We start from the raw sequence: 14,109 nt of genomic DNA on the forward strand, positions 1-14,109 counted from the left end.
GTTGACCGCTTCCTTTATGGCCACGCTTTCTTCAGCCCTTAGAATAACAGTGGGCTTCTCCTGACCCTCAAGTGCTTTTTTTAATTCAATTTCTATGTACTCTCCGTTTATTCTCTCATTGTTTACAAAATATTCCAGATTCTTATTAATCGTAACTGATACATTTTGGGTATTCGTGGATTTCCCCTTGGCCTTTGGCAAAAGCAGATCCAAAGCATTCGGTGAATTAGCTGTTAGCATAAAGAAAATCAGCAGCAGAAAAACAATGTCGGTCATTGAAGACATACTGAATTCAGGGCTAATCTTATTTCTTCCTTTAATTTTCATAGGTCTGTCTTAAACAGGTTCGTTCAGTAAATCAAGAAATTCTACGGCATTTGCCTCCATTTTATGAACTACCTTATCTGTTCTATTCACGAGATGGTTGTAGCCCATATAAGCAACAATACCAACAATTAAGCCGGCAACTGTCGTAGTCATGGCAGTGTATATTCCAGATGCCAAAGCACCCATTTCTGCCTGCCCCCCACTACTGGCCATTTGATGGAATGCTATTATCATTCCAATAACCGTCCCTAAAAATCCAATCATGGGTCCTGCACCTGCAATAGTAGCAAGGACATTTACATTTTTTTCTAATTTATAAACCTCCAGGGTACCTGCGTTCTCGATGGCCGTATTAATATCATCGAGCGGCTTGCCAATTCTGGATATCCCTTTTTCTGTTAACCTCGCCACCGGAGAATCTGTTTGGGCACATAATATTTTGGCCGATTCCAGTTTGCCGGTCATTACATGATCGCGAATTTGATTCATAAAATTCTTATCTATTTGCGAGGCGGCTTTTATGGCCAGTAAACGCTCAAAATAAATATATAATCCAACCGCCAGCATTACAAAAAGAACAGATATAATAACTATGCTACCTATTCCCCCACTAAAGATAAGATCTATTACTGAAAGTGTTTTTTCTTCTGAAACAATTTCCCCAACTTGTGTTTCATCAACAAGATCTTGAAACAATACCATATTTTTCCCTATTAAAAGTTGCCCTTATAACGGTAATTTATCAATTAAATTATGCGTTTAATACTAAATTTCGAATTAGTATAAAAGCCGCCGCGCCGCCAATAAAACCAACGAATGCCAGCCATGCAATTTTCTTTAAATACCAGAAAAAATCAATTTTTTCCATTCCCATAGCTACAACGCCCGCTGCAGATCCTATAATTAACATACTTCCACCTGTCCCTGCAGAATAGGCAATAAAATGCCAGACAGAATCATCTAAAGGTATGGAGAACATCCCCATACTGGCTGCCACCAACGGTACATTGTCTATAATAGCTGAGGCCACCCCCAATATTAGTATTACCAAATCCGATACGGATTGGCCTAATGCTTCAGAGCCAAGTAATGGCATTGTAGTATCTAGTGTGCCTGCAAATTCAAATAACATCCCCAAGGATTCCAGAGCCGCCACCGCTAAGAGGATCCCGAGGAAAAAGAGTATACTCGGAAGTTCAATTTTGGATAGCGAAGAATGCACAGCACTATGGTGAGCTCCTGCCTGACTCTCAGCGCCATCCACACTGGAAATACTGAATTTTGCGCTTGTATATATTTCTGCAAACGCAGCTACAACAGCCAGTGAAAGCATCATCCCCACATAAGGTGGTAAATGAGTAATGGTCTTAAAAAATGGCACAAATACAATAGAACCTAAACCAAGGTATAACATAGTAGCTCCAAAAGGCGATTTTGGCTTTTCCTCTTCCAATTCCGCCTTGATATTACCTTTAAATGCTTTGTATCTCAAAGCAACAAGAACGGGAAGAACCATACAAACTATTGATGGTATCAGTACAAATTTAATAAGTTGTAAAGCGGATACCTTATTTCCAATCCATAACATTGTTGTGGTTACATCACCAATGGGAGACCATGCCCCTCCGGCATTAGCAGCAATGATAATCATACCCGCAAACCAAAGCCTTACCTCTCTTTCTTTAATAACCTTCTGTAGTATAGTAACAAGAACAATGGTTGCTGTTAAATTGTCAATAATTGCAGACAGAATAAAGGCCAATATTGAAAAAAGCCACAATAATTTTGATTTCTTCCTGGTACGTATATAGCCCTTTATAGTTGCAAATCCATCAAAATAATCTATAATTTCCACTATGGTCATAGCTCCCAGAAGGAAAACAAGAATTTCAGCAGTTTTACCAAGATGGTGTAACAGCATTTCATCTATGTGGGAGGGCTCCAGTTCCTTTAAGTCGGTATTAACTTCAAATACCGGTAAATGAGCCAATGCTATGATTGCCCATAAAATGGCCATCATGGCCAAAGCCGGTATGAGTTTATCTATTTTTAGATTGTGCTCAAGGGTAATTGCCAAATAACCGGCTAAGAATACGATAATAATGATGCTCTCCATATTGGTTGGTTTTAGATTATTTAGATTAATTGTTTGAGGGCAATTTCAAATGCCGTCTTACTCATGTTCTTTTTTGTTACATTTTCTTTAAAGATATTCAAAATTGCTTTTCGAATGGTATCTGAAGTATCATTAAAAATTAATTCGTCATCCATGCCCACTCTTCGCTCCATGAAATATGCAAATAATCTCGCCATTCCACAGTTGGAAACAAAATCAGGGATAAGACTTACCCTTTCATCTGTATACTCCATAATTGAACCGAAAAATATTTCAGGATCTGCAAAGGGTACATTTGCACCACATGAAATAACCTCGAGGCCTGTATCAATCATTTCAGCAATCTGTTCCTGGGTGATTAACCTGGAAGCGGCACAAGGCGCAAAAATTTCTGTTGGCAAACCCCAGATACGTTCATTCATTTCATCAAAAGGAATCATTTTATCTGCATCTGCTATCAATGTATTCCCCTTTTTATGTAAGAAAAAGGTCTTTATTTCTTCAAATGAAAAACCATCCTCATTAATGACACCACCAACCCGATCAATAATTCCGACAATCCTGGCTCCCATCTGGGCCAAATAGAATGCTGCTGCCGCTCCTACATTTCCAAATCCCTGTACAATAGCACGCTTACCAATTACAGTTCCGCCAAAGATATCGTAATAGTGCCTTATGGCTTCTGCCACACCAAAACCGGTTATCATATCGGCTACGGTGTATTTCATACTGATATCAGGCGAGTACTGATCACTTTCCAAAACTTTTATAACCCCTAGTCTCAGTTGACCTATTCTATTAATTTTATCGGCTTCTGTAGGCCTAAAATGTCCATTAAATACACCTTCCTGAGGATGCCAAACGCCGACATCTTCTGTTATAGGGATTACCTCGTGAATTTCATCTACATTTAAATCTCCACCAGTTCCATAGTAACTTTTAAGCAGTGGTGAAACTGCGGCATACCATCTTTCCAAAACACCCCTTTTTCTTGGGTCATGGGGGTTAAAATTAATTCCCGACTTTGCTCCTCCAATAGGCGGGCCTGAGACTGTGAATTTTACTTCCATGGTCTTTGCAAGAGATAATACTTCATTCATATCCAACCCCTCTCGCATTCGTGTTCCACCTCCGGCTGCTCCGCCCCTGAGAGAATTAATAACGGTCCATCCTTCAGCTTCAGTCTCCGGATCTTTCCAGTTAAAAACTATCTCGGGAGGTTTATTTTCATATTTTTTTAATAGCTCTTTCATTTGTTAATCAATTAATTAAGTAACCTTATTAATAAATCTGTATTTAACTAATAATAATCCAAATGAAGCTAGTGTTGTCTCATGATTAATTTGATATTCTTAGAAATAGGTAGTCCCCTGACAAATATAAAAATATTGTGCTACTTTGAAAGTTTTTTAGCGCATACTTGGTCGCAAAAAAGCAAGTCTCTTATTAAGTCAAATAAGCCAATATATCCCTTCATATTTTATCTCAGACTTGTATCTTTGTAATGCTTTTTAACAAACTTTATTGCTATGAATTTTGCACTAACAGAAGAACAGGAAATGATTAAACAGGCGGCCAGAGATTTCGCCCGTACGGAATTATTGCCAGGTGTAATTGAACGTGATGAGACACAACAATTTCCTTTCGAACAGGTCAAAAAAATGGGAGAACTTGGTTTCATGGGAATGATGGTAGATCCGGAATATGGTGGTAGTGGTTTGGATACATTATCCTATGTGTTAACTATGGAGGAACTTTCAAAGATAGACGCTTCCTCATCTGTTATTGTATCTGTGAATAATTCATTGGTATGTTGGGGGTTAGAGACTTTTGGATCACAAGAACAAAAAGAAAAATACCTGAAAAAGTTGGCAACAGGTGAAATTATTGGTGCTTTTTGCCTTTCAGAACCAGAAGCGGGCAGTGATGCCACTTCTCAAAAAACGACCGCAATTGATAAAGGTGATCATTATGTGCTGAACGGGACAAAAAATTGGATTACAAATGGTAACTCTGCGTCGGTATATCTGGTCATTGCTCAAACCGATATTGACAAAGGATATAAAGGCATAAATGCCCTGATAGTTGAAAAAGATATGCCGGGATTTGAAATAGGCCCCAAGGAGAACAAATTAGGAATACGAGGAAGTGATACACATTCTTTGTTGTTCAACGATGTAAAAGTACCCAAGGAAAATAGAATTGGTGATGATGGTTTTGGATTTAAATTCGCCATGAAAACCCTTGCAGGCGGACGAATTGGTATTGCAGCACAAGCCTTGGGAATTGCCGCAGGTGCTTATGAACTTGCCAAAAAATATTCAAAAGAACGCAGAGCCTTTGGTACGGAGATTTCAAACCATCAGGCTATTGCGTTTAAACTGGCAGATATGCATACCCAGATTCAGGCAGCCAGGCTTTTGGTTTACAAGGCTGCTTCAGATAAAGATCAGGGTAATGATTATGATATTTCAGGTGCTATGGCAAAACTATATGCCTCCCAGGTTGCGATGGAAACTACTGTTGAAGCAGTGCAAATATTTGGAGGAAATGGATTTGTCAAAGATTATCACGTTGAACGCATGATGCGGGATGCAAAAATCACTCAAATATATGAGGGAACGTCAGAGATTCAAAAAATTGTGATATCAAGAAATATACTAAAAAACTAGCATTTCAACTTTTCGGATTAAGCATATGCCTGTTAATATTTAGGGGGCTGTTTTAAAATATTCGTATTTTTAATCAATATTATTACTAAACATTGGGTTAAATTTCAAATAAGTACTACTTTAACCTGCCTTACCCCCCTGAGCTTATCTTTGGCAACTAAACTTTACTTCTAATTTATTATAATCTCAATTTAAGGGGTGTAAAATTTCCATATTGAATATATTTTAACGTTTTATTGTAAACGTTAAATATTTTGTACACTATCTTCTTAAATGATGTTTATATTTCATTTAAAATGATATTTTTGAGCAAATACCGCAATAATGATGATGAAAAGACAAGGTTTGTATCTACCTGAATTTGAACATGATAACTGTGGCGCTGGATTTATCTGCAGCCTGAAAGGAAAAAAGTCAAATAGTATTATTCATAAGGCACTCGAAATTCTCGATAAATTAGAGCACAGAGGCGCTGTAAGTTCAGATGGAAAGACCGGAGATGGTGCTGGTATTCTAATTGATATCCCACATAAGTTCTTCGAGGATGAATGTGATTTCACAATTCCTGAAGCAGGGGATTATGCTGTAGGTAATGTATTCTTTCCAAAAAAAGAAAACCAACGAGACTATTGTATCTCTGTGTTTGAAGAAAACATAAAAAAGCAGGGATTACATCTACTTGGGTGGCGGAACGTTCCTGTTAATAAGGGAATTCCAGGCAGAATTGCAGCCGAAACAGAGCCATTTGTTAAGCAAGTATTTATCGGCAAAGAAAGTAAGGGACAAAAGGATTTTGATTTTAACCTTAAACTTTATATCGCAAGAAAAGTAACGGAACACACGCTGATTAACTCAAAACTATCTGAAAGTAAATTTTTCTATGTCCCCAGTCTTTCTACTAAAATCATAATTTTCAAGGGGCTTTTAATGCCTAATGATATTAAGCTTTATTATAAAGACTTAATGGACGCAAGGGTAGTTACAAGATTAGCATTGGTTCATCAACGTTTTTCTACCAATACTTTTCCTACCTGGGATCTAGCCCAACCCTTCAGATATATGTGCCATAACGGAGAAATCAATACTTTAAGAGGCAACGTTATGCGCATGAGTTCCAGAGAGGCTTTATTACAAAGTGATCTTTTTGGAGAAGAATTAAAAAATATTCTTCCCATAATATTACCTGGTAAATCCGACTCTGCATCTATGGATATGGTTGTAGAATTATTGCTAATGACAGGACGTTCTCTTCCGGAAGTTATGATGATGCTTGTTCCTGAAGCCTGGGAAAAGAATGAAGAAATGTCGGAGGCAAAGCGAGCTTTTTACGAACACAATTCGTGTGTTATGGAGCCCTGGGATGGCCCTGCTTCTATCCCTTTTACAGATGGTAGTTACATTGGCGCTGTTTTGGACAGAAATGGTCTTAGACCATCCAGGTATTCCGTGACTAAAGACGGTTATGTTATTATGTCGTCTGAAACAGGTGTAGTGGAATTATTACCAGAGAATATTGAATATCACGGCCGACTTGAACCGGGAAAGATGTTTCTGGTAGATATGGAAGCCGGAAGAATAGTCAATGATGAAGAGATTAAAGAAAAAATAGCAAAGAAGTATCCTTACAAAAAATGGCTGGATAACAATTTGGTTCATTTAAAAAATATCCCTTATAATGATTGTCCCCTATTTCTTAATGAAGCATCACTGGAAAAAAGAAAAGCTGTATTTGGCTATACTCTGGAGGACATCAATACAATTATTCTTCCAATGGGGCAACATGCAAAAGAACCCATAGGATCAATGGGATCGGATACTCCTATCGCGGTATTATCTGATCGCCCTCAGCTTTTGTACAATTATTTTAAACAGCTTTTTGCGCAGGTAACTAATCCGCCATTGGACGGAATTCGCGAAGAATTAATAACAGATATATCGCTTACCCTGGGTACTGATCGCAATATTTTTGACATCACTGAATTGTGTTGTCGGAAGTTAAAAATCCAAAATCCTGTTATTTCCAAAGAGGATCTTGATAAGATTAAGAATTACGATGCAAGCCCTGATTACAAAGTTGTTTCAATTCCAATTCTCTATAACATTGCCAGAGGACATAATGGATTGGAGGAAGCCCTTGAAAACAATTTAAGAGAAGCAGAGAAAGCCATAGACGAAGGAGCAAACATTATTATTTTATCGGATAGAAACTCCAATAAAGATGAAGCACCCATTCCTGCACTACTTGCCTGTTCTCATATAAATAGTGGTCTTCAAAGATTGGGGAAACGTTCTAAATTAAGTATTATAATAGAATCCGCAGAGCCAAGAGAAGTCCATCATTTTGCATTGTTGTTCGGGTTTGGCGCAAGTGCAATTAATCCCTATTTGGTAAATGAGATCATTGCGGAACAAATTGATGAACATGACATAACGGAATACACCTTTGATGAGGCCATCAAAAATTACAATAAGGCCATTGGAAAGGGTATTTTAAAAGTTATGAATAAAATTGGTATCTCTACGCTAAATTCATACCGGGGTTCTCAACTCTTCGAATGTATTGGGATTAACACTAAGGTTGTGGATAAGTATTTTCCAAATACACCAACCCGTATTCAGGGTATTGGCTTATATGAAATAGAGAAAGAAGTATCTAAAAGGCATAAAAAAGCTTATCAGGATCAACATGTAGCAGCTAACCTGGATCTTGAAATTGGTGGTGAATACCGCTGGAGGCGGGATGGGGAAAAACACATGTTCAATCCATTATCAATTGCAAAACTTCAGAAGTCTGTCAGAAATAACGAGCCGGAGACCTATAAGGAATTTGCGGCAATGGTAAATGAACAATCCAAGAATTTGCTGACCATTCGAGGATTATTTGAATTTTCCAATTATGATCCTATCCCTATTGAGGAAGTAGAACCCTGGACCGAAATCGTTAAAAGATTTAAGACTGGTGCCATGTCCTATGGTTCCATTAGTAAAGAGGCACATGAAACTCTGGCTATTGCCATGAACAGGATTGGTGGCAAAAGCAATTCAGGAGAAGGAGGGGAAGATGCAGAAAGGTTCTATAAAAACCAGACAGGTGATTGGCGAAACAGCGCTATTAAACAGGTTGCCTCAGGTAGATTCGGAGTTACATCAAACTATCTTACCAACGCGCAGGAAATTCAGATAAAAATGGCACAGGGCGCCAAGCCCGGGGAAGGCGGTCAACTTCCGGGTCCTAAGGTAAATCCGGCCATTGCCAAAACACGAAATTCTACACCTTATGTAGGTCTTATATCGCCTCCACCGCATCATGATATCTATTCCATTGAAGATTTATCTCAATTAATTTATGATCTTAAATCTGCAAATCGCAAGGCAAGGATTAATGTGAAGCTTGTCTCTGAAGTTGGTGTAGGAACCGTTGCTGCAGGGGTATCTAAAGCGAAGGCCGATGTAATACTTATTTCCGGATTTGATGGTGGCACTGGGGCATCCCCATTGACCTCGCTTAAACATGCAGGCCTGCCATGGGAGTTAGGAATTGCTGAAGCTCAACAAACTCTTGTAATGAATGACCTGAGAAACAGAATAGTCCTGGAATGCGATGGTCAATTAAAAACCGGAAGGGATGTCGCAATTGCCTGTCTTTTAGGAGCAGAGGAATTTGGCTTTGCCACCGCCCCATTGGTAGCTTCCGGATGTATAATGATGCGTGTTTGCCATTTAAACACATGCCCTGTGGGCATTGCAACTCAAAACCCTGAGTTGAGAAAGAAGTTTAAAGGTAAGCCTGAACATGTTGTGAACTACATGTATTTTGTGGCTGAAGAATTAAGGGAAATAATGGCTCAGTTAGGCTTTCGTACTGTTAACGAAATGGTTGGCCAGGTTCAAAAATTAGATAGAAAAGCGGCAATTAATCATTATAAGGCAGCAGGAATAGACCTGTCACCTATTCTTCATAAGATTGATGTTCCCAAGAATACAAAAATGTACAATACCCAGAAACAAAATCATCATATTGATGATAGTATAGAATTCGAGATCATAGAAAAGGCCCACCCAGCACTGTTTAGAAAAGAAAAAATATCTTTAGATTTTCCAATTCACAATACAGACAGGGCGGTAGGTGCCATTATCAGCAATGAAATATCGAAGATATATGGTGCTGAAGGACTTCCTGAAAATACCTTGAAGCTTAATTTTACCGGTTCTGCTGGTCAAAGTTTCGGTGCTTTTGCTACCAAAGGCCTTACTATGGTGGTCAATGGAAATACGAATGACTATTTGGGTAAAGGATTATCAGGTGCCAGGCTAGTTATAAAAGTCCCGGATAAATCCACTTTACAACCCGAAAATAATATTATAACAGGTAATGTAACACTATATGGTGCCACTTCAGGGGAAGCTTATATAAATGGAAAAGCCGGTGAGCGATTTTGTGTACGGAATTCCGGGGCGCAAGCTGTGGTAGAAGGAATCGGAGATCATGGATGTGAATATATGACCGGAGGGGTAGCCGTTATCCTTGGCGAAGTTGGAAGAAACTTTGGCGCGGGAATGAGTGGAGGTATTGCTTACATATTTGATGAAAAAAAGACTTTTGAGAAAAAGTGTAATAAGGAAGCTTTAAACCTGTTGGATGTTGCTGAAGACAAAGACATAGCGCAACTTAAGGAATTAATTGAAAATCATTACAATGCTACTTTAAGTCCGCTTGCTCAAAAAATACTGGAGAATTGGGAAAATTGCCTGCCAAAGTTTATTAAAATATTCCCGGAAGAATACAAGCAGGCATTAATTCGTCTGGAGAGGGAAAAATTACAAATAACATAATCGATAGATGGGAAAGATAACAGGATTTTTGGAATTCGATAGAAAAGTGGAACAATACGCCCCGGTAGATGAGCGTATACAAAATTATAAAGAGTTCACAATTCCTATGAAGGAAAAAGAACTCAAAAATCAGGGTGCCAGATGTATGGATTGTGGAATTCCTTTTTGCCATAGCGGATGTCCTCTGGGCAACTTAATCCCGGATTTTAATGATGCCGTATATCGCGGTAAGTGGGAAAAGGCAGCTGAAATTTTACATGCAACTAATAATTTTCCTGAGTTCACTGGGAGACTATGCCCTGCTCCATGTGAAGAAGCCTGCGTTCTTGGGATCAATGAAGATCCGGTGTCTATTGAGAATATTGAAAAACATATTGTAGAGACCGCATTCCAGAAAGGATGGGTTAAATCAATTCCACCGGAAATAAGGACCGGCAAAACAGTCGCTGTTATAGGATCGGGACCTGCAGGTTTAGCTGTGGCCCAGCAACTCAACCGGGCCGGCCATTCCGTTACGGTTTTTGAACGTGATGAAAAACCCGGAGGTCTTCTAAGGTATGGGATTCCCGACTTTAAAATGGAGAAACATGTTATAGACAGGAGACTCCAAATTTTGGAAGAGGAAGGGATTGAATTTAAATGTGGAGTTCATATTGGAATTGATATAAAGGCTGAAGTATTGCAGAAAGATTATGATGCTGTGGTATTATGTGGCGGGGCTACCGTGCGGAGAAATTTGTCCATTAAAGGGGCAGATTTAAAAGGTGTTGTTCAGGCTATGGATTTTTTAGGTCAAAATAACCGCAGAGTTGATGGATTGAAGTACGCCGGAGAAGAAATAAAAGCGACAAATAAAAATGTTATTGTCATTGGAGGTGGTGATACCGGCTCGGATTGTATAGGAACTTCTTTTAGACAAGGGGCAAAATCTGTAGTAAACTTTGAAATTATGCCTAAAGCTACCCCTGACAGACCGGAGGATCAGCCATGGCCTTTCTGGCCAATGCGATTAAGAACCAGTTCTTCCCACAAAGAAGGTGCTGAAAGAGTCTTTAGCATTTCTACAAAAGAATTCAAAGGAGATAAGCAAGGAAACCTGAAGAGTCTTACAACCGTCGAGGTAGTCTGGGAAAAAGTGCCTGGGCAGCGCCCTGTTTTGAAGGAGGTCCCGGGGACTGAGAAGGAATGGCCCTGTGAAATGGCCCTGTTGGCTATGGGTTTTACCGGTTCTGAAATGACTGTGGCCGAACAGCTTGGGCTGGAGGCCGATCCAAGAACCAATATTAAAGCGTCTGCAAAAGACTACAAGACAAATGTTCCGGGAGTATTTGTTGCCGGGGATCAGCGAAGAGGGCAATCCTTGATTGTATGGGCTATCTCGGAGGGGAGACAAGCTGCCTATCACATAGATACTTATCTTATGGGCAAATCCTATTTACCCCTTAAAGCAGAGGGTGACCTTCCGAGAATATAACTGAATTTTGTATTCTGGTGCAGTAACAATACTTAGAATTGCTGGTCTTTTTTCAATTCAATGAGTATTGCTGGTTTCTTCATTGGATGCAGGTGTAACTGGCAGCAAATTCCTGTTAAGTTCCTTCAGTCTTTCATCTACTTTGCAGTGAACAGAATTCTTAGAGAATGAACCCCCTTGCAGCCTTTTACCGGCTGTTAAACCCGTTAAGATCTCGAGGCCATCATCAACAGTATCTATCGCCCAGATACTAAACAGACCTTGTTTAACAGCTGTTAAAACTTCTTCTTTTAACATTAAATTATCCAAATTAGGCTTAGGAATAATAACTCCCTGATCACCATTCAAGCCACTTTGAAAGCATACTTCATAAAATCCTTCGATTTTTTGATTAATGGCTCCAACAGGTTGTAGTTCACCTTTCTGATTGATAGAACCGGTAACTGCAATACCTTGTTTAACCGGTAATTGGGCCAGACTGGACAATAAGGCAAATAATTCAGCACACGAAGCGCTATCCCCTTCAATTTCGGAATAACTCTGTTCAAAAACCAAACTGGCAAAGAGACTTAAAACTTTATCCTGACCATATTTTTCCAATAAATACCCTTGTAATATCAGGATTCCTTTGGTATGGATTGGCCCCGCCAATTTAGCTTCTCTTTCGATATCAATCAACCCCACTTTACCAGACGCGATACTGGCTGTTATTTTATTGGGCCTTCCAAAACTTATATCCCCAAGATCAAGAACAGATATTCCATTAATCTGACCCACCCTGGATTCTTCCAGATCAATCATAAGTCGCCCTCGCTTTATCATTTCGTTTATCTTGACCTGTATTAGATTAGAGCGATAATAACGTGCTTCAACTGCCTCATTGATGTCTTCAGCGCCAATTTCATTTTTTTTGGCTAGCCGCGCATAATGATCTGCTTCATGTAAAATATCCCTTATTTCACGAAATTTTATGGAAATTTTTTCTTTATCCTCCGCCATTCTGGAAGCGTGTTCAACAAGCCTGCCCATTGCCTCGTCATCAATGGGATATAATTCGTTTTCCTTTTGTATTCCGTAGGTTACCCCGGCAAAATCTTTGATATTTTGAGACGAATAATCCATAGAAGTATCAAATTCGGCCTTAACCTTGAATAGTTCTTTGAAATCCTCGTCCAGCTCATATAATAGATAGTATAACCTGGGAGAACCAATTAAAATTACCTGAATATCGAGCGGAATTGGCTCAGGTTTCAAACTTTTAGCACTGATGATCCCAAATTGTTCCCGGGCATCTTCAATCACAATCTCGTTATTCTTTAGGGCCCTTTTCAGGCTATCCCAGGAAAAGTAGGACATCAATAAATCTTTCAAGGCTATTATCAGATAGCCGCCATTTGCCTTATGCAAAGCTCCTCCTCTTATAAGGGTAAAATTCGTAATGAGTGTTCCCATATATGATTCGTGTTCTACCTTTCCAAACAGATTATTTAAAGTTGGATTTAATTCGAGTACAATGGGTGCACCAAATACTTCAGTATTATCGGTGATTACATTAACATCATATTTTTGGAATTTTAGTTCCTGTTTATAATCTTGTCTATCTTGACTTAAGCTCGCTTTCAAGAAACTATGTAAATTAGTAATTATATCTTTTTTAATCTCAAGCAGGTATAGGAGCACATCTTCAAAGTCCTTGTATTTATCATTCAATTCTTGCAATAATGTATCTATGGAATAAGTAGCAATACTTTCATCTAATTCTAATAGTGATTCATTGCTTGCGCGCTCCAATTCACGGTTTTTTCGAATTAAATCAAAAAGTTCTTTCTTCAATTCTGATTGTTTATTAAGTATAGTTTCGCGCTCTTTTTTGCCTAGTTTATTAAATTTTTCATCACTTATCGGTCTCCCCTTATCATCAATTGGGATGACCAATATTTCTATTGGTGTACGGGTAACGGCAAAATTATGAGCCCTTGCCTTGTTGTGAATATTCTGGAATAATTTTTTCTCTTTTTGTCTAAAATCCTCAATAATCTGGTCTTTCCTGTCGTGATATTCTTTGCTTTCAAAAGCAGTGATAAGGATCTTTTGTATTTCTGAGATCAATCGCTGTATTTCAAGTTTAAAAGTTTGTCCACCTCCATTGGGTAGTTTGAGCTTTTTAGGATAGAACGAGTTCTGAAAATTGTTAACATAACACCAATCATCTGGAGTGACTTCCAATTTTGCTTTTTCTTCCAAAAAATGGTTAACAGCTTTTAATTTTCCACTTCCGGGATAGCCGGATACGAATATATTGAAGCCACCTCTTTTATTTCCAATGCCGAATTCGAGGGATCTTAGTGCTCGTTCCTGTCCAATTAGCAATTTAGGTGGTTCTTTTTCTCTTATTTGTTTCCAGTCTATTTTTTTTGTGACTATGCCTTTCCTTAAATCTTGTGGTTTTAATTGGTGTATCATGGACGATCTATTAAAGGATATGTGAATTAAAGGTATTACACAGCTATAATACCTACCATGATACTAGTCATATATCAATTTTAAGAGAATATAGGCGTGTTGGTTGTTCCCTGAACTTTATGGACAAAAAAAGACCCCAAGAATAATCTTGAGGTCTTTAAAGAAGGCGGCGGCCTACTCTCCCACCAGTTACGGCAGTACCATCGGCGCAGACGGGCTTAACT

8 protein-coding genes are annotated in these 14,109 nt (G+C 38.7%); 3 read left to right on the top strand and 5 right to left on the bottom strand.

The window, feature by feature from the left end:
• The 4 genes from Q0X89_RS02260 to Q0X89_RS02275 form a co-directional block, all read right to left on the bottom strand.
• On the bottom strand, positions 1–327 hold a 327-nt coding region (locus tag Q0X89_RS02260), incomplete at its 3' end, for a biopolymer transporter ExbD (RefSeq protein WP_297690987.1).
• Between the two features lie 9 nt (positions 328–336).
• Positions 337–1,029: a MotA/TolQ/ExbB proton channel family protein gene (locus tag Q0X89_RS02265; RefSeq protein WP_297690988.1), complete on the bottom strand. Its 693-nt coding sequence runs from the start codon at positions 1,027–1,029 to the stop codon at positions 337–339.
• Between the two features lie 49 nt (positions 1,030–1,078).
• On the bottom strand, positions 1,079–2,443 hold the full coding sequence (gene nhaD, locus Q0X89_RS02270) for a sodium:proton antiporter NhaD (RefSeq protein ID WP_297690989.1): 1,365 nt from the start codon (positions 2,441–2,443) through the stop codon (positions 1,079–1,081).
• 20 nt (positions 2,444–2,463) lie between these two features.
• Positions 2,464–3,696 (bottom strand): Glu/Leu/Phe/Val dehydrogenase dimerization domain-containing protein, encoded by a 1,233-nt coding sequence (locus Q0X89_RS02275; protein ID WP_297690990.1) that lies wholly within the window; start codon positions 3,694–3,696, stop codon positions 2,464–2,466.
• Positions 3,697–3,972: 276 nt separating this feature from the next.
• On the opposite strand from Q0X89_RS02275, the gene Q0X89_RS02280 reads away from it, so the two are divergent.
• The 3 genes from Q0X89_RS02280 to Q0X89_RS02290 all read left to right on the top strand — a co-directional run bounded on the left by Q0X89_RS02280 (position 3,973) and on the right by Q0X89_RS02290 (position 11,422).
• Positions 3,973–5,115 (top strand): acyl-CoA dehydrogenase, encoded by a 1,143-nt coding sequence (locus tag Q0X89_RS02280; RefSeq protein WP_297690991.1) that lies wholly within the window; start codon positions 3,973–3,975, stop codon positions 5,113–5,115.
• Positions 5,116–5,439: 324 nt separating this feature from the next.
• A complete protein-coding gene (gene gltB / locus Q0X89_RS02285) occupies positions 5,440–9,948 on the top strand; it encodes a glutamate synthase large subunit (protein ID WP_297690992.1) in 4,509 nt (1,502 codons plus the stop codon).
• A 7-nt stretch (positions 9,949–9,955) separates the two neighbouring features.
• The gene (locus Q0X89_RS02290) at positions 9,956–11,422 is read left to right on the top strand and encodes a glutamate synthase subunit beta (RefSeq protein ID WP_297690993.1); all 1,467 of its coding nucleotides are present in this window, start codon (positions 9,956–9,958) and stop codon (positions 11,420–11,422) included.
• A 57-nt stretch (positions 11,423–11,479) separates the two neighbouring features.
• Here Q0X89_RS02290 and Q0X89_RS02295 read toward each other — a convergent pair whose 3' ends face one another.
• A complete protein-coding gene (locus tag Q0X89_RS02295) occupies positions 11,480–13,885 on the bottom strand; it encodes a Lon protease family protein (RefSeq protein ID WP_297690994.1) in 2,406 nt (801 codons plus the stop codon).
• Between the last annotated feature and the right edge of the window lie 224 nt (positions 13,886–14,109).

Origin of the sequence: uncultured Eudoraea sp. (assembly GCF_947258525.1) — a bacterium.
GTDB lineage: Bacteria > Bacteroidota > Bacteroidia > Flavobacteriales > Flavobacteriaceae > Eudoraea.